Raw genomic sequence first — 17,665 nt, forward strand, 5'->3', positions numbered from 1 at the left:
AATTACACTTTAGTTTTCGCGACAAAATATCAATTAATTGCATAATTAACAATTGATAACGCTGTAATTACAGCAGTTTCTGACCTAAGTATATTGTCATTTATCTTAATTGGCTGAACTCCGTCAAAACCAAGAATCTCCTTCCTTTCCTCTTCAGAAAAATCTCCTTCTGGACCAATAATTACACACGTTGGATTATGAGTTAATTTATTTAATTTTAATTTTTTATTTTCAGAGTTTAAATCTGTAAATATTAAATCCATTTTTTTTTCCTTTAAAAAATTTTGCAAAGATTGAGGATCTTCAACAAAAGGGACGTTAATACGATTAGATTGTTCAGCAGCTTCTATGATTATCTTTTCTAATCTATCTTTGTTAATTTTTCTTACAATTGTTCTGTCAAATATTATTGGAAGAAATTTTGTGACACCAAGTTCTGTTGCTTTTTGAATCATAAAATTAAAATAGTTTGATTTGATGGGTGAAAAAGCTAACCATAATTCATTTAAAGTCTCTTTTTGTCTTAATTGTTTCGTTATATTAAATTCAACTATACTTTTTGAAATAGTTGAAATTTTTGCTTCCCACTCTCCATTGCAATTAAATAATGAAAAAATTTCACCCACTTCAATCCTCATAACTTTGTTTACGTAGTGAGATTGTGATTTATTAAGTTTAGCGGTTAAATTAAGTGATAAACTTTCTTTAAAAAATAATCTAATATTACTCATTAATATTAAGTTAAATTATGAAAAATATTAAAGCAATAATTTTTGATGCATATGGCACTTTATTTGATGTCAATTCAGCTGCAGAAAAATGTAAAGATAAAATTGGTGATAAATGGGAAGGCTTTGCTAATTATTGGCGAACTACTCAACTTGAATACACTTGGCTTAGAAGTCTAATGAATAGACATAAGGACTTTTGGCAAGTAACCGAAGATAGTTTGGATAAATCTATGAAGGCTTACGAAATAGATTCATCAATGAGAAATGAATTATTAAATCTTTATAAGGTTCTCTCACCTTTTCCTGAGGTACCTGAGGTTTTAAAAAGATTAAAAGAAAAAAATTATAAATTAGGTATTCTTTCAAATGGAACACCCTCTCTTCTTAATGAATTAGTTAAGAGTAATAATCTAGATAATATATTTGATGATATTTTTTCAATTGAAGAAGTTGGAATTTATAAACCAGACGCAAAAGTTTATGACTTGCCAATTAAAAAATACAAAATACAAAAAGAAGAAGTTGCATTTTTAAGTGCTAACACTTGGGATGTTTCTGGTGGTGGGAATTATGGTTACAGTTCTATTTGGGTAAATAGAAATAATAATATTTTTGATAATCTTGATTATAAACCTAAAGATGAAGTTAAAAACTTAAAACAATTACTTGATATTATTTAATTCTATTCTCTTCAAAATTCTTATTTAGTTTTACTGAAATAGTTCGAGTATTTTTTTTGTTCCATTCAGAAAAAGATTTTAAAATAGGCATAACTGAAAGACCAAATTCAGTAAGTGAATACTCAACATTTGGGGGCATTATTTGAATAACTTTTCTATTAATTATACCATCAGCCTCTAACTCTTTAAGCTGCTTAGATAACATTTGCTGTGTAATAGTTTTTAATGCTTTTTTAAACTCACCAAATCTCATTTTTTTTCTTTGTAGTAAACCAAACAAGATCCTAATTTTCCATTTACCTCCAAGAAAGTAGACGGCTCTTTCAGCTGGACAATCTATTAAATTTTTCATGGTATGATTTTATATACTGGTATGATTATATTGCCTTATTGCATTATTCATAACAAAGTATTAAATACAGTTCAATCAAATTGAAAGGTTAATAATGACAAATGCACATAGAGCAGGAGATGCACCGATTGCAGTAGAAGTTGAAAAAGATAAATCTTATTATTGGTGTGCTTGTGGAAAAAGTTCAAAACAACCATTATGTGATGGTTCTCACAAAGGCTCTGAATTTACTCCTCTAGCTTATAAAGCTGAAGAGACAAAAAAAGTTTTTTTTTGTACATGCAAAGCAACAAACAATCAGCCTCTTTGTGATGGCTCTCATAATAAGTAATTTAGAAAATGGCAAATATTGAAGTTGAAAAGATAATAGAACCAGTTTCAGCATCAGATGGCGCTGGTGTTAAATTAAAAAGAAGTATTGGTACTCACCTTATTGATTACCACGATCCTTTTTTAATGTTGGATGAGTTTGGTTCTGAAAATAAAGATGATTACATTGGAGGCTTCCCTCCCCACCCTCACAGAGGAATTGAAACAGTAACGTATATGCTGGCTGGTGACTTTGAACATAAAGATAGCACAGGTGGCAAAGGAATAATGACTGCTGGAGATGTCCAATGGATGAAAACAGGAAGTGGAATAATTCATTCAGAAATGCCTGCAATGAAAGAGGGTAAGCTTCATGGGTTTCAATTATGGGTAAACATGCCTGCTAAATTAAAAATGACAAAGCCTGAATACATTTATATTGACGCAGATAAAATGAGCACTCATAAAGATGATGATAAGACTGTCAAAGTGATTGCTGGAAAATTTCAAGATGCAGAAGGACCTGTTAAGGGCCATAACGTTGAACCTGTTTATTTTGATGTAGAACTTGAAAAAGGAAAAGAATTTAATTTTGATCTTCCCTCAACTCACAATTCATTAATATATTTAGTTGAAGGTGAAATTAAAGTTGGCAATCAAGATCATGATGCCGTTAAAGATTCTACTTTAATTATCCTAACTAGAGGTAAAAAATTAAAAGTCTCTAGCTTAACTAAAGCTAAGTTTTTATTGATATCTGGAAAACCAATTGGCGAGCCTATTGCTAGGGGAGGTCCATTTGTAATGAACACTAAAGCAGAAATCTTGCAAGCAGTTCAAGATTATCATAATGATACATTTGTAAAATAATGAAAACTATTAAAATAGAAAAATTTGGTGGCCCTGAAGTCTTAGAAGTTAAAGATATTGAGATTGGTAAACCAGGTCCAAAAGAAGTTTTGATAAAAAATTTATCAATTGGTCTTAACTATATTGATGTTTATCACCGAACAGGCTTGTATCCTATTCCTCTTCCAAGTGGAATTGGCCTAGAGGCATGTGGAATAATAGAAGAAGTGGGTTCTGATGTTGATCTATTTAAAGTTGGCGATAGAGTGGCTCACTCGTCAATGCCAATTGGAAGTTATTCAGAAAAACAATTATTTCCTCAAGAAAAATTAGTTTTAGTTCCAGAGGGTATCTCAGATGAAATTGCGTCTTGTATTATGCTTAAAGGAATAACTGCTGAATACTTATTACACAGAGCTTATCCAATTAAAAAAGGTGATAAAGTTTTATACCATGCAGCAGCTGGTGGTGTTGGCCAAATATTATGTCAGTGGGCTAATGCATTAGGAGCTGAAGTTATTGGAACTGTTGGCTCTAAAGAAAAAGAGGCTATTGCTAAAAAAAATGGATGTCATCATGTAATCAATTATACAGATACAAATTTTGTTGAAGAGGTAGAAAAAATTGCAGGTAAAGATGGAGTTGATGTTGTCTATGATGGTGTTGGAATAAAAACATTTGATGGATCAATTGAAACATTAAAAGTTAGAGGCATGATGGTCGCGTTTGGTAATGCATCAGGGTACGTTGATACTATAGATGTTAAAAAACATATTAATGCAAAAGGATTATTTTTTACTCGTCCTTCTATTGCACATTACACAATGACAAGAGAAGAATTGGTTGAGTCTGCAAAAAAAGTTTTTGATGCAATTTTATCTGGGAAATTTAAAGTTGAAATTTCAAAAAAATATGCGCTTGATGATGCAAAAAAGGCTCATGATGAATTAGAAGCAAGACTATTAACTGGCCCTGCAGTTATTATTCCTAATTAATCTAAATCAACATCCATATCAGACATATGCAATTTTAATGCATTTGTTGATACTTGAATTTCTCTCATAAAAACAATAATTGAAATCATCATCGATAAACAGCATGACCCAAAGATTATTCTTGCAGCAAAAATCTCATTTAGGTACAGAGCAAAAACAGTCAGCATATTAAATAAAAAACCAAATGCAGCAAACATAATAGTCCACTTTAAAAGAACAATTCTTCCATTTAAATTTATAAACTGTTTTTTCCACTCAGGAGGAATATGATTTTCATACACATGTTCATCATGAAGCTGTCTAATAAGCTTACTCAAAGAGTGAAATCTGTTGCTATATACACTCATCAATAGAGGAATGGCTGGAAACATCAATGCTGTAACTGTGTAATCTATATTCATACGAATCAATTTGATTATGAAACTAGCCTTTGTTATTTACAAGTAAAATATTATGAAGCAATTAAATCTCTTTATCGAATTAACTAGATTAAAAAAGCCTATTGGCTTTATGCTATTATTTTGGCCTTGTGCATGGGGTTTAACACTTGCCTATGATTTTTCAAATTCACTCCATAATTATTTTTTTTATTTATTTTTATTTTTTATGGGATCAGTTCTAATGCGTTCTGCAGGCTGCATTGTAAATGATATTTCTGATAAAGAATTTGATAAAAAAGTAGAGAGAACTAAAAATAGACCGATCGCTTCAGGTAATATCTCTGTTAAATTGGGATTGCTCTATACTATTATTTTATGTTCGATTGCTTTTTTAGTTTTAATTAATTTTAATAATTTAACAATTATTCTAGCCCTTAGTTCTATGCCTTTAGCATTTACTTATCCATTGATGAAAAGGTTTACTTATTGGCCTCAACTATTTTTAGGAATAACATTCAATTATGGTTTGGTTCTTGGATGGACAGCAATACAAGGGGAAATAAACGCTGTAGCTATTATATTTTATATTGGAGCCATATTTTGGACACTGGGATATGACACGATTTATGGGTTTCAAGATATTAAAGATGATGAAATTATAGGTGTAAAATCAACTTCAATAAAATTTAAAAAAAAACCAAAATTATTTTTAACAACATGTTATTTGCTCTTTTTAATTTCTTTAATTTTAGTAAGTTTTATTATGAAGCTTAATTCAATGTCTTATTTTTTTATTCTTATCTCAGCTGCACATTTATTTTTTTTTCAAATCTATAATTTTAATTATCAAGATCCAAAAACTTGTTTGAAAATTTTTAAAAGTAATAATTTTTTTGGCGCTATAGTTTTATGTAATATTTTGATTGGAAAACTTTAAATGAATAAAATTGATATTATAAAAAGACTTTTTTTTGATTATACAAAAAAACATATTAATAAAATAATATTGTCTGTATTTTTTGCCTTACTTGTGGCTGGCAGTACTTCAGCCATTGCCTATCTTTTAGATCCAGCAATAAAAAAAATATTTATTGAAAAAGATCAAGCTTTAATAATAATCATTCCAATTTTCATTATTGCTGCTTTTGCAATAAAGGGCTTTTCACTGTATGTAGCAAAAGTTCTTATGATAGGTGTTTCAGAAGAGGTAAGAAAAGACCTTCAATGTGACATGTTAAATAACTTGGTTGAGGCCGACACAAAATTAATTGATGGAAAGCATACTGGAAAATTTATATCCAATATAACTAATGATGTAAGTCATATTACCAACTTAATCAGCACTGCAGTTTTAAATATTTTTAAAGATAGTTTAACTTTAATCGGATTATTGATTGTAATGTTTTTTCAAAATTGGAAGCTTTCTTTGGTGGCAATTATAATGATACCTTTAGCAACTTTTGCAGCAAGAACCTTAGGTAAAAGAATAGGTAAGGTTGCAACAGAACAAATGTTAAGAGCTGGAATTCTTAATACATATTTAATTGAACTTTTTAAAAATCATAAACTTATTAAAATATTTCAACAGGAAAAATATGAAAAAATAAGAGCAGAAAGATTCATAAATGATGTTAAAGAAAAAAGTGTAAAAATTGCAACTGTCTACGTTAGATCATCACCAATAATGGAAACCTTAACAGGTATTATGATAGCAGTTTTAATTTTTTACTCTGGAAAGTTAGTTTTAAAGAATGAGATTGATATAAATAATTTTTTCTCTTTTCTTGCAGCTATGATGCTAGCATATCAACCGGTTAGATCACTTGCTACATTGAATATAACAATTAGCCAAGGACTTTCAGCTGCAAAAAGAATTTTGCCTGTTATTGACGAAAAATCTGAACTTCTTCAAAACAAAGATAGCTCTGAAATAAAAGTTGATACAGGCAATATTGAATTTAAAAATGTATCTTTTAAGTATGAAAAAGAAAAAGAAATCAGAACCTTAAATTCAGTAAGTATAAAAATGCTAGGTGGAAAAATGACTTCAATTGTTGGTCATAGTGGGGCTGGTAAATCAACAATTTTAAATTTAATTCCAAGGTTCTATGATGCAATTTCAGGAGATATACAGATAGATAATCAATCTATCTATAAATGTACCATACAATCTTTAAGAAAAAATATTTCACTAGTTAGTCAAGATACTACTTTATTTGATGATACAATTAGAAATAATATTGCTTATGCAAACCTAAATGCAAGTCAAAAAGAAATTGAGGAAGCAGCAAAATATTCTTTTGCAAGTGAATTTATAGAAAAACTTCCAAATAAGTATGAAACTATTATTGGCGAAAATGGAACTAGATTATCTGGTGGAGAAAAACAAAGACTTTCAATAGCAAGAGCAATGCTGAAAAAAAGTCAAATTATTTTATTGGATGAAGCCACATCATCACTAGATGCAGAAACAGAAAATAAAATTCAAGATGCTATAAATTTCTTAACTAAAGATAGAACAACAATAGTGATAGCCCACAGATTATCAACAATTTTAAATTCAGATAAAATTTATGTAATTGACTCAGGGAGAGTTGTTGATGAAGGAAATCATGAACAACTGCTGGCAAACTCAAAGGTTTATAAAAACTTCTACGAAAAACAAATTAAGAAAATTTAATGTTTTTTTTTTATAGGATTCTAATAAATTTAATTTTTATTTTATCACCTTTAATTGTAATAATAAGATTATTACAAAAAAAAGAAGATCCATCAAGATTTAGAGAAAAGCTAGGTTTTTTTTCAAAAAAAAAGACTAAAGGAAATTTAATATGGTTTCATGGTGCAAGTGTTGGGGAAATCTTAAGTGTGGTTCCTCTAATAGAAAAACTAGAAAAAAATAATAAAATAAAACAAATTTTAGTAACTTCAAACACTCTAAGTTCCTCTAAGATTTTATCAAAATTAAAATTAAAAAAAACTATCCATCAATTTTTTCCAATAGATACAAACTATAATACTTACAAATTTTTAGAATATTGGGATCCGTCTATTGCAATATTTATAGATTCTGAAATATGGCCAAATATGCTTACAAATATAAAAAAAAAATCAATATCATTAATGTTAATTAACGCAAGAATAACTGAGAAATCTTTTAAGAAATGGAAATTTTTTTCTTCCTCTGCTAAAACGATATTTCAAAATTTTGACATGTGCATATCATCAAGCTTGGCGTCTAAGAATTATTTAAGATTACTTGGGGCAAAAAAAATTTCGTATTTTGGTAATTTAAAATTTACTCAAAGCAAACAAACTACAAATGAATTAGGTAATAATTTAAATAAGTTCTTTTTAACAAAAAAGATATGGTGTGCATCCAGTACACATGGAATTGAAGAAAAGATATGTGCAAATACACATAAAAAACTTAAAGTTAAGTATAAAAACTTATTAACAATTATAATACCAAGACATATTCATAGAGTTAAAAAAATTCTCCAAGATATAAAGGAAATGAATTTAAAAATTCACTTGCACGACTCTAAAAAAAAGATTGATAAAAAAACAGATATATACCTAGTAAATACTTTTGGACAAACCCAATCCTTTTTTAAGATTAGTAAAACTGTTTTTTTAGGAGGCTCAATTATTAAACATGGAGGGCAAAATCCTTTGGAGGCAGCAAAGTATGGGTGCCAAATATTACATGGTCCAAATATATGGAATTTTAAAGAAATTTATAACCTTTTAAAAGTTAATGGAGCATCACATAAAGTTACCACCCCCAATCAATTAACTCTTAAAGTTAGCAAGATACTGAACAATAAAAACAACTCTAAAAAACTTCAATTAAAAATAAAAAATCTTAGTTCTAAAATTTTATACTCAACCTTAAATGAGATAAACTTTCATATAAAGAAAAAATGAAATTTAAAAAACCAAAATTTTGGGACTATCAACGTCCAAATTTAATGTCTTATATTTTGTTGCCACTAACTTTTCCTCTAATTTTAAATAATTTTTTCTTAAATAAAAAAAAAGATAAAAAAGAAGATCATAAGCCTAAAAAAATTTGTGTAGGAAATATATATGTAGGTGGCACAGCAAAAACACCATTGACAATAAAAATTTATCAAATTTTAAAAAAACTTGACATTAATGCTTGCACTATAAAAAAGTTTTACAAAAGCCATTATGATGAGCAAAAAATGCTATCTGAAAAAACTATACTTTACTGTGAAAAAAATAGAATTGATGGACTTAATAAAGCAATTCTAGAAAACAAAGATGTGGCAATTTTTGATGATGGTCTACAAGATAGCTCAATAAATTACGATCTAAAGATTGTTTGCTTCAATGACTTAAAATTAATTGGAAATGGTTTTTTAATTCCTGCTGGACCTCTAAGAGAAAAAATAAATAGTATTTTAAAGTACGACATGGCTTTTATTAATGGAAATGAGGTAGATAACTCTAAACTAAAGTTACTATTAAAAAGTTATAATGCTAATATTGAAATATTTGAGACCAACTATAAAGCTATAAATATTAAAGAATTTAATATTAACGATGAATATATTGTTTTTTCAGGCATAGGTAATCCTGATAGTTTTAAACAAACATTAATCAATAATAATATTAAGATAGCAAAAGAAATGATTTTTCCTGATCATTATAATTATACTCATAAGGATATTGACCAAATAAAATATCAGGCGAGAAAACTTAACTTAAAGATATTAACTACTGAAAAAGATTATATTAAGATTAAATCAATCGATAGCAATGATATTAAATATTTAAAAGTAGAGCTAGATATCAGGAATGAAGATAGGCTAATAAATCATTTAAAAAAATATATATGAAATTAATAAAATATTTTTTTCAATTTATAATTATAATAACACTTCTTCTTTTATTTAGAATTTTGGGGCTTAAAATTGCTTCATTTATCTCTAATAAAATTGCATCAAGTTTTGGACCTTTTTTTAGATCTAAAAATTTAATTAAATCAAATATTCTTAAAGCACTTCCACATTTAAGTCCTGAGGAATTAGATAAAATTTCAAAAAAGATGTGGGGAAATTATGGAAGAATACTTGCTGAATACGTTTTTATAAAAAATTTTAGAGGGCCCAAATTTAATAATAATATAAAAGTTAAAGGTCAAGATGTGCTTGAAAAAATTAAGAAAGATAATGAGCCTGTTATATTTGTTTCAGGACATTTCAATAACTTTGAATTGATGGCTCTACATATTGAAAAATCAGGAATTAACCTCGCAGCAATTTATAGACCACTTAATAATAAATTTCTTAACTATATAATGGAGAGGGTTAGAAAAAAATATATTTGTAAAAATCAAATCAAAAAAGGAATTTCAGGTACTAAAAAATTGCTTAGTTTTTTCAAACAAAAAACTTCTATAGCGCTCATGATTGATCAAAGAGTTTCTCAAGGTATTAAGGCTAAATTATTTAATGATGAATGTTTTACAACTACTATTCCTGCACAATTTGTTAAAAAATTTAAATGCAAAATAATCCCTGTTTATATTGAAAGAATACAGGGCACAAATTTCCAAATTACTATACATGAGCCAATAAATTTTTCAGGTGATGAAACAATTGAGTCGATAACTTTAAACTTAAACGGTTTGTTAGAAAAAATGATTTTAAAAAATCCCGAACAATGGATTTGGTCTCATAATCGATGGAAATAAGAGTTCTTTAAAGTTATTCACTTTCTCTTTTTTTTGCTGCCTCAACGTAAGAATAATATGGTTCTTGCAAATCCACATTCCAATAATTCAAAGTATTTAGATCAATCTTCTTGCCAGATACTGCACAAATTACATGATCTCCCTCTTCAATAACTTCAAAATTATTTGGTAAATATCTTATTTTAGCTAATTTTTTATTCATTTTTAGTTTATATATTCTTACATGAATGTTGGAATAATTGGAAGCGGTGGAAGAGAACATGCAATATGTAAAGAAATTAAAAGATCCTCAAAAGTAAACAAAATTTATTGTTTTCCAGGAAATGCTGGCACATCTGAACTAGCAGAAAATATTGAAATAGATATTTCTGATTTTATTAGAATTAAAGAATTTTCACTTTCTAATAAAATAAAATTAATTATAGTTGGTCCTGAAAAACCATTAGTTGATGGAATAGTTGATTTTTTCAAGAACACAAAAATAAATATTTTCGGTCCTGACAGAATATCATCTCAGCTTGAGGGCTCTAAGATATTTACCAAAAAAATCTGTGAAACTTATAAAATTCCTACTGCTAAGTTTGGTGTTTTTAAAAATTCTAGTGAGGCTATTACATTTTTAAATAAAACCTCATTTCCAATTGTAATTAAAGCAGACGGGCTTGCATCTGGGAAAGGTGTTTATATTTGTGAAAATAAGAGTGAAGGCAATATTGCTATTGAAGAAATATTTAATGGAAAATTTGGAGTAGCTAAAAACTTACTAATTGAAGAATTTCTCAAGGGTGAAGAAATGAGTTTTTTTGTAATTAGTGATGGTAAGGAAATTAAAAATTTTGAAACAGCACAAGATCATAAAAGAGTACTTGAAGGCGACAAAGGGAGCAATACTGGAGGCATGGGGGCTTATTCTCCATCACGATTAATTAATGAAAAACTTGAAAAAAAAATTTTAACAAAAATAATAAAGCCAACAATTAATGCATTAAAAGACATGGGTTCTAATTACAAAGGATTTTTGTATGCAGGATTGATGATAGTTGATGGAGAACCATTTTTAATAGAATATAATGTTAGAATGGGAGATCCTGAGTGCCAAACTATTTTACCAAAATTGAAAACAGATTTTTTAGAAATTATAGAAGCATGCTGTAATGAAAACTTAAGTAGTTTGAAAATAGAATGGCATGACCAGAAAAGTTTATGTATTGTGCTTTGCTCAAAAGGTTATCCTAATGAGTATAATAAAAACATATTGATTAAAAATTTTGATAAACTTAATTTAAATAAGGGAGACTTTATTTATCATGCAGGCACAAAAAAAATTAATGATAAAATATATTCTAACGGTGGTAGAGTTATGAACTTTGTAAGTTTATCTTCTAGCTTTAAGGAAAGTAGAAATAGAATATACAGTCATATTAAAGCACTAAATTGGAACAGTGGTTTTTTTAGGAAAGATATTGGATATAAAGTAATTAATGAATGAGAATTATTTCAGGTAACCTCAAAGGTAAAAAAATTTTATCCCCTAAAAATGAATTAACAAGACCTCTTAAGGATTTAACTAAAGAGTCAATTTTCAATTTAATTAAACATTCAAAGTTATTAGATTGTAAACTTGAAAATGCAAATGTACTTGATTTATTTGCTGGTGTGGGCTCATTTGGTCTCGAGTGTTTATCTAGAGGAGCTCAATCAGTTACTTTTTTTGAGAATTATAAAGAAGCATTAATTATTTTAAAAGAAAACATAAGTAGCATGAAGCAACAAAATTTTTCAGAAGTTATTGAAAAAAATATTTTTTTAGAAAATACGTTTAAATATTTAAACAAAAAATATGATATAATATTTATGGATCCTCCTTATAAAGAAAAAAAAGTGCCCGATATTCTGAATAAAATCATCAAATTAAATTTATTAAAAGAAAATGGGGTAATAATAATTCATAGGCATAAAAAGGAAAAAGACTTATTTCCCAAAGAGTTCAAAATCATAATAAGTAAAATTTATGGTATTTCAAAAATTATCTTTGGTAATAAATTAGATTAATATTTTTTTTGTTTCTTTTTTTATTAATTCAACAGAAGGTTGATCAAAAGGATTAACGTTTAAAGATCTTCCTAATAAAATTGTTTCCAAAATAAAAAAACAGAAAAGTTCACCTAGTGATTTTTCATCTCGTTTTAAAACTTTAAAACTTCTAAATGGAATTTTTCTTTTATTAAAAACTTTTTCACTAGCAAGCATTTGGGAGTGTTTAATTTTTTGTATTGATTGATTTTTTAAATATCTATGGCTAGATAAAATATTATTATTATCTATTTTTACATCTTTGTTATCTAAAGTATTAAAAAAAGTATAAAAACTTTTTTTGGGACCATCTAAATAAAGTTGCATTAGACTATGATTGTCTTTTGGCATAGACGATACAACAGGCAACAGCCCTTTCGATTTTTTACCTAAACTTTCAGCTATTAACTGTTGGTACCATTTAAATAAATTTTCTGATTGTTCATCATAATTCAAAATTATAGACGCAAACTTACCATTATTAATAAAATGCAAGGTTGCTACTACGTTATTAATGAGATTATTAATGAAAATTTTATTTTTAATAATATTATTAAACTGTTTAAATTTATTTTCATTTAAATTCATTAATTCTGCAGGCAGCATTCCAACCTCTGACAGTACGGAATATCTTCCACCTATATAATTCTTATGTTCAAATATTTCAGATTTTAATTGCCCCACCAGGTTAGTTAGGTAACTTTTTTTATCCTCGGTAATTATGATATTGTGATCTTTATTTTTTATTAATGTATTTGAATTTACTATTGTTTCTAAAGTGTTTCCAGATTTGGATATAATTAAATTTAAATTAATTTTTTTATTTTTTAAATAATTTTCACTATTTTTTAAATCATTTACAAAATAAAAATTTTTTTTAATTTTTTTTTTTAGAAAACTATGAATTGCTTCTGAACCAAGTATTGATCCTCCCATACCAATAATTCTTATATTGGAAAATTTTTTATACTTAACAAGTGTTTTTTTTGAATAACTATATTTATAATTTGGTTTTAATGTTTCTAAAAATGAAGGCTGATTTTTTAATAGTTTCTTAAAAAGATTTTTAACTTTCTTGTTTTTTTTGAATTTTTTAAAATTTTTAAAATTAATATTCTTAGTTAGCATTAATTATTCTTAATATTTTTTAATACAAAATCCTCTGCCGTTTTATTTGATTTATTTGTTTCACTAATAGTTTGACTTTTAATGCTTAAAATTTTTTCTATATCTATCTCTTCCTCTAATTGTATATTTTCTTCATCTTTATCTTTTGGTTGTGGTAGCTCTAAAAATTTTGGTGGTAAAACTAGTGGACTTTTTTTTTGAACCAAAAACTCATCACTATTTTCAGATTTTCTACCACTAAGTCCATCTTTGATTGACTGACAAGAAAGTCCAACTAGTGCAACTAAAAGAATTAAAATTATATTATTTATTTTCATTTTTTAAATGTTTATCTAAAATTATTTCTACTAAAATAAGGCAAATTACCCCAAAAGAAATAAAAATATCTGCCACATTAAAAATAAACCAATGAAAATTATTTACATGAAAGTCAATGAAATCTGGTACTGCAGAGTAATATAACCTATCAAATAAGTTGCTAATTGCACCTCCAAATATAAAGGAAAAAAAGTAAACCCTCATATCTTTTGTTTTTATAATGATGAATAAAATAACAATGGAAATTATTACAATCAATCCTGTAATTAAGTTATATATTTGGCTTTGCTCAAAGTTTAACAATCCAAATGCTATTCCTTTATTCCAAACTAGATATATGTTGAAAAAAGATGTTATAAAAATATCTACATGATTGTGTATTTCGGCTAAGCTTAAAACATATAATTTTGTAAACCTATCTAGCAAAAAAATAGTTAAAATTATTATTCCACAATAAAATAGTTTCTTTTTATTGACTTGCATCATTTTTAATTTTTATGTCTAAGACAGCCATTTTTAATAATTTTCCAGCAAACAACACATTTTTCTCCTACTGCTTTTTTGGTTTGTACAGTTGTGTCATTGTTTGTGCTTTCAATAATTTCTACTGCTGAGGTTATACAAAGTTCAGACATGTCAATATCCTTTGTTAATTCCTTCAGGTTTTTATTAAGACTTATTACAAGATTTGCTTCTAAACTTGAGCCTATTTCTTTACTTGCTCTTTTTGTTTCAATGCTAACATTACAAACATCTCTTATTTTCTTTAATTCAATCCACTTTTTATTTAATTGATCGTTTTCAAAAAATTTTGGAAATTTCATGAATTTTTCAAGATGAATGCTTTTTTCATCTTTATTAATTAATTTGAAAATTTCTTCAGTTGTAAATGATAAAATTGGCGCAAACCATTTGCTTAAAGACTCAAGCAATATATTTAAAACTAGAATACAACTTTTTCTTCTATCTGAGTCTTTGCTATCACAATATAAAGCATCTTTTCTGATATCAAAATAAAATGCAGATAAATCTACAGTACAAAAATTCAATAGTTCTTTGTAAAGATTATGAAAATCATATGATTTAAAATAATTATTAAAGTTTTTATTTAATTCAAAAACTCTATGAAGGATGTATTGCTCTAATTCTGGCAATTGATTCAAATCTAATTTTTCTAAATCTACTTTTTTAAAATTATCATTTAAATTTCCTAATAAATATCTAAAGGTATTTCTAATTTTTCTATAAGAGTCTGCGTGTTGTTCTAAAATTGAATAATCTATTCTTAAATCTTCTGCATAATTTGATGACGCAACCCAAATTCTTAAAATATCTGCACCATATTTTTTTAATATATCTTCAGGTGCAATTACATTTCCTAAAGATTTAGACATTTTAAGTCCCTTGCCATCGACTACGAATCCATGTGATAAAATAGCTTCATAAGGAGCTCTACCTCTAGTTCCACAAGACTCTAATAATGATGAATGAAACCAACCCCTATGTTGATCAGAACCTTCAAGATACATTGAAGCGGGCCATTGCAAATCTTCTCTTTTTTCTAAAACAAATGAGTGGGTGCAGCCACTATCAAACCAAACCTCAACAATATCACTCATCTTATCATAATCTTCTGCCTTATACTTTTTGCCCAAAAATCTTTGTGGGTTGTCTGAAAACCAACAGTCAGAACCTTCTTTTTCATAGATGCTTGCAATATTTTCGTTTACTTCATCATCAACCAAAACTTCTTTGGTGGTTTTATGAATAAATATTGGTAGAGGCACTCCCCATACTCTTTGTCTTGATACACACCAATCTGGCCTTGTCTCAATCATTGCTTTTATCCGCTCTCTTCCTTTATCTGGATAAAAAGTAGTGTCATCTAAAGCTTTTAATGCTTTCTTTCTAAGTCCATGGCTTTCCATTGAGATAAACCATTGAGGAGTTGCTCTATGAACAAGAGGTGCTTTCGATCTCCATGAATGTGGATATGAATGAATTAATTCTCCACTAGATAACAATTTTTTTTCTGCTTTTAACTTTTCAATTACAATTGGGTTAGCTTTAAAAATGTGAATACCATCAAATAAAGGTAGGTTCTTAGTATATTTTCCATCGCCATCGACAGTCTCTATTGCTTTAATTCCATGATTTAAACAAAGATTAAAATCGTCTGGTCCATGACTTGGCGCACAGTGTACAATTCCTGTTCCTTGTTCTGTTGTAACAAATCTAGCCTCAAGCATTGGAACATCATAGTTATAACCAAGTGCTAAAAAAGGATGACTACAAATTGTGTCTTTAAAATCACTTCCCTTAATTTTTTTTAGTTCTTTATAGTCATTAATATTACAGTCTTTAATAACAGACTCTAATAAGGCTTCTGCTACCACTATTTTTTTACCTTTAAAATCACCTTCATTATTTAATTGAATGATTAGATAATCGAGAGCCTCGTTATAAGCTAAAGCCTTATTTGCTGGTATGGTCCAAGGTGTTGTTGTCCAAATTATAATTTGAGCTCCTTCTAGTTCTTTTAAATTTGTTTTTACAACTGGAAAGGCTGTATAAATTGTATCAGATTTATGATCTTGATACTCTACCTCAGCATCAGCCAATGCAGTTTTTTCAACAGTTGACCAAAGAACAGGCTTAAAGCCTTTATATAAACTTCCTTCTTTTAAAAACTTTCCTAATTCTCTTACAATTTGAGCTTCAGCTTCAAAACTCATTGTTGCATAATGGTTATCCCAATCTCCAACAACGCCTAATCTTTTAAATTGTGTTTTGTGTACTTCAATCCATTTTTCAGCAAACTCTCTACATTCTTTTCTAAATTCAGTAATTGGAACTTCATTTTTGTTTTTTTTGTTTTTTTTGTATTGCTCTTCAATTTTCCATTCGATGGGTAGTCCATGACAATCCCAACCTGGAACATATACTGAGTCTTTTCCATCCATTTGATGAAATTTAACAATAATATCTTTTAATATTTTATTTAGAGCAGTACCCATATGAATATTGCCATTTGCATATGGCGGTCCATCATGAAGAATAAATTTTTCTTTTCCTTTGTTGGATTTTCTTAACTCTTTATAGAGATCAATTTTTTTCCAATATTCTAAAATTTCAGGCTCTTTATTTTGTAAATTCGCTTTCATTGAGAAAGCTGTTTTTGGTAAATTGATATGTTCTTTACTCATTTTAACTTTTAGCAACTTTTAAGTCACTTTGAATTTGTTTTTTTAATTGATCAACTTTTTTGAACTTTTTTTCTTTTCTTATAAATTTTGTGAACTCCACTGATAAGTGCTTATTATAAAGATTTCCAGAAAAATTAAAAATATGAACTTCTAATAATATTTTTTTTTGGTTAAAAGTTGGCCTATATCCCAGATTAGCTATAGCTTTAAGAGATTTTTTTGAATTTTTTTGCTTCACATTAACCGCATAAACCCCCGGCATTGAAATGACATAATTTTTTATATCTATGTTGCATGTTGGAAATCCAATTTTTTTTCCTTGTTGTCTTCCTTTTTGAACTATTCCTTCAATTGACCAATTTCTACTTAAAAACTTGTTAGCTTTTTTTAAATCTCCTTTTTCTAAAAGAGATCGAATATAGGTTGATGAGATAACTTTTTTATTTAAAATTAATGGTTGAGGTTTGACTATTTTGTAGTGATATTTTTTTTCATTTTTTATTAGTTGCTTTACGTTACCCTCTCTTTTATTGCCAAACCTAAAGTTATCACTTACGAATATATATTTTGCTTTCAATTTTTTTGACAAAATTTCTTTTATAAAAAAATCAGATTTTATTAATGAAAATTTTTTATCAAATTTTTTAGTTATAATAAAATCTACCCCTAGATTTTCTAAAATTATATTTTTTTGATTAATGTTTGAAATTCTAAAATTTTTAAAACCTTTATTAAAAAACATTTTGGGCATTGGCTCAAAAGTTAAAACCCCAATTTTTAAATTAAATTTTTTTTTATAATTATTAGCTTGTTTAAATAATTTTTGATGTCCCATATGAACTCCATCAAAATTTCCAATCAAAATGATTGAATTTTTATGATTATTAGAAACATTGAAATTTTTATATAGCTTCATATT

At 27.3% G+C, this 17,665-nt stretch carries 20 protein-coding genes; 11 read left to right on the top strand and 9 right to left on the bottom strand.

The window, feature by feature from the left end; all coding sequences use genetic code 11:
- Positions 1-29: 29 nt before the first annotated feature.
- Complete coding sequence (locus AC5SL8_RS05235; protein ID WP_494579459.1) at positions 30-731, bottom strand: RsmE family RNA methyltransferase; 702 nt, start codon at positions 729-731, stop codon at positions 30-32.
- A 17-nt stretch (positions 732-748) separates the two neighbouring features.
- On the opposite strand from AC5SL8_RS05235, the gene AC5SL8_RS05240 reads away from it, so the two are divergent.
- Positions 749-1,411 (top strand): haloacid dehalogenase type II, encoded by a 663-nt coding sequence (locus AC5SL8_RS05240; protein ID WP_494572938.1) that lies wholly within the window; start codon positions 749-751, stop codon positions 1,409-1,411.
- Here the strand turns inward: AC5SL8_RS05240 and AC5SL8_RS05245 are convergent.
- Positions 1,404-1,763 carry a winged helix-turn-helix transcriptional regulator gene (locus tag AC5SL8_RS05245; protein ID WP_271516308.1) on the bottom strand — a complete coding sequence of 120 codons (360 nt, stop codon included), beginning with the start codon at positions 1,761-1,763 and terminating at the stop codon, positions 1,404-1,406. The genes AC5SL8_RS05240 and AC5SL8_RS05245 overlap by 8 nt on opposite strands.
- A 94-nt stretch (positions 1,764-1,857) precedes the next feature.
- On the opposite strand from AC5SL8_RS05245, the gene AC5SL8_RS05250 reads away from it, so the two are divergent.
- Genes AC5SL8_RS05250 through AC5SL8_RS05260 form a run of 3 tightly spaced genes read left to right on the top strand, consistent with a single transcriptional unit; the run spans position 1,858 to position 3,916 of the window.
- Positions 1,858-2,094 (top strand): CDGSH iron-sulfur domain-containing protein, encoded by a 237-nt coding sequence (locus AC5SL8_RS05250; protein ID WP_494579461.1) that lies wholly within the window; start codon positions 1,858-1,860, stop codon positions 2,092-2,094.
- A gap of 8 nt (positions 2,095-2,102) precedes the next feature.
- Entirely contained in the window at positions 2,103-2,942 is an 840-nt protein-coding gene (locus AC5SL8_RS05255) for a pirin family protein (protein WP_494579462.1), read from the top strand.
- Positions 2,942-3,916 (top strand): quinone oxidoreductase family protein, encoded by a 975-nt coding sequence (locus AC5SL8_RS05260; protein ID WP_494579464.1) that lies wholly within the window; start codon positions 2,942-2,944, stop codon positions 3,914-3,916. Before AC5SL8_RS05255 ends, AC5SL8_RS05260 begins: the two co-directional genes overlap by 1 nt.
- On the opposite strand, the gene AC5SL8_RS05265 is transcribed toward AC5SL8_RS05260, so the two are convergent.
- On the bottom strand, positions 3,913-4,317 hold the full coding sequence (locus AC5SL8_RS05265) for a DUF2721 domain-containing protein (RefSeq protein ID WP_271516301.1): 405 nt from the start codon (positions 4,315-4,317) through the stop codon (positions 3,913-3,915). The genes AC5SL8_RS05260 and AC5SL8_RS05265 overlap by 4 nt on opposite strands.
- 52 nt (positions 4,318-4,369) lie before the next feature.
- On the opposite strand from AC5SL8_RS05265, the gene ubiA reads away from it, so the two are divergent.
- From ubiA to AC5SL8_RS05290, 5 genes are read left to right on the top strand one after another with little or no spacing between them, the layout of a single operon-like run.
- Complete coding sequence (gene ubiA / locus AC5SL8_RS05270) at positions 4,370-5,233, top strand: 4-hydroxybenzoate octaprenyltransferase (protein WP_494579466.1); 864 nt, start codon at positions 4,370-4,372, stop codon at positions 5,231-5,233.
- Positions 5,234-6,976 (top strand): ABC transporter ATP-binding protein, encoded by a 1,743-nt coding sequence (locus AC5SL8_RS05275; protein WP_494579467.1) that lies wholly within the window; start codon positions 5,234-5,236, stop codon positions 6,974-6,976.
- A complete protein-coding gene (locus AC5SL8_RS05280; protein WP_494579469.1) occupies positions 6,976-8,226 on the top strand; it encodes a 3-deoxy-D-manno-octulosonic acid transferase in 1,251 nt (416 codons plus the stop codon). Before AC5SL8_RS05275 ends, AC5SL8_RS05280 begins: the two co-directional genes overlap by 1 nt.
- Positions 8,223-9,164, top strand: coding sequence for a tetraacyldisaccharide 4'-kinase (gene lpxK, locus AC5SL8_RS05285; RefSeq protein ID WP_494579470.1), 942 nt, complete (start codon positions 8,223-8,225; stop codon positions 9,162-9,164). The genes AC5SL8_RS05280 and lpxK overlap by 4 nt, the downstream gene beginning before the upstream one ends.
- Positions 9,161-10,021 (top strand): lysophospholipid acyltransferase family protein, encoded by an 861-nt coding sequence (locus AC5SL8_RS05290; protein ID WP_494579471.1) that lies wholly within the window; start codon positions 9,161-9,163, stop codon positions 10,019-10,021. The genes lpxK and AC5SL8_RS05290 overlap by 4 nt, the downstream gene beginning before the upstream one ends.
- Positions 10,022-10,034: 13 nt before the next feature.
- Here the strand turns inward: AC5SL8_RS05290 and AC5SL8_RS05295 are convergent, their stop codons facing one another.
- Complete coding sequence (locus tag AC5SL8_RS05295; RefSeq protein ID WP_494579472.1) at positions 10,035-10,223, bottom strand: DUF2093 domain-containing protein; 189 nt, start codon at positions 10,221-10,223, stop codon at positions 10,035-10,037.
- Between the two features lie 21 nt (positions 10,224-10,244).
- On the opposite strand from AC5SL8_RS05295, the gene purD reads away from it, so the two are divergent.
- The gene (gene purD / locus AC5SL8_RS05300; protein ID WP_494579473.1) at positions 10,245-11,510 is read left to right on the top strand and encodes a phosphoribosylamine--glycine ligase; all 1,266 of its coding nucleotides are present in this window, start codon (positions 10,245-10,247) and stop codon (positions 11,508-11,510) included.
- Positions 11,507-12,073 carry a 16S rRNA (guanine(966)-N(2))-methyltransferase RsmD gene (rsmD, locus tag AC5SL8_RS05305; protein WP_494579475.1) on the top strand — a complete coding sequence of 189 codons (567 nt, stop codon included), beginning with the start codon at positions 11,507-11,509 and terminating at the stop codon, positions 12,071-12,073. The genes purD and rsmD overlap by 4 nt, the downstream gene beginning before the upstream one ends.
- Here rsmD and AC5SL8_RS05310 read toward each other — a convergent pair.
- Genes AC5SL8_RS05310 through ribF form a run of 5 tightly spaced genes read right to left on the bottom strand, consistent with a single transcriptional unit; the run spans position 12,065 to position 17,662 of the window.
- Complete coding sequence (locus tag AC5SL8_RS05310) at positions 12,065-13,222, bottom strand: phosphoglucose isomerase-related protein (RefSeq protein ID WP_494579476.1); 1,158 nt, start codon at positions 13,220-13,222, stop codon at positions 12,065-12,067. The genes rsmD and AC5SL8_RS05310 overlap by 9 nt on opposite strands.
- Complete coding sequence (locus AC5SL8_RS05315) at positions 13,222-13,539, bottom strand: DUF3035 domain-containing protein (protein WP_494579478.1); 318 nt, start codon at positions 13,537-13,539, stop codon at positions 13,222-13,224. The genes AC5SL8_RS05310 and AC5SL8_RS05315 overlap by 1 nt, the downstream gene beginning before the upstream one ends.
- Positions 13,526-14,026 carry a signal peptidase II gene (gene lspA, locus AC5SL8_RS05320; protein ID WP_494579479.1) on the bottom strand — a complete coding sequence of 167 codons (501 nt, stop codon included), beginning with the start codon at positions 14,024-14,026 and terminating at the stop codon, positions 13,526-13,528. The genes AC5SL8_RS05315 and lspA overlap by 14 nt, the downstream gene beginning before the upstream one ends.
- Before the next feature lie 2 nt (positions 14,027-14,028).
- The gene (gene ileS / locus AC5SL8_RS05325; protein WP_494579481.1) at positions 14,029-16,746 is read right to left on the bottom strand and encodes an isoleucine--tRNA ligase; all 2,718 of its coding nucleotides are present in this window, start codon (positions 16,744-16,746) and stop codon (positions 14,029-14,031) included.
- 1 nt (position 16,747) lies between these two features.
- On the bottom strand, positions 16,748-17,662 hold the full coding sequence (gene ribF / locus AC5SL8_RS05330; RefSeq protein WP_494579482.1) for a riboflavin biosynthesis protein RibF: 915 nt from the start codon (positions 17,660-17,662) through the stop codon (positions 16,748-16,750).
- Positions 17,663-17,665: the final 3 nt, after the last annotated feature.

The sequence above is a fragment of the Candidatus Pelagibacter sp. PS_41 genome, assembly GCF_059417725.1.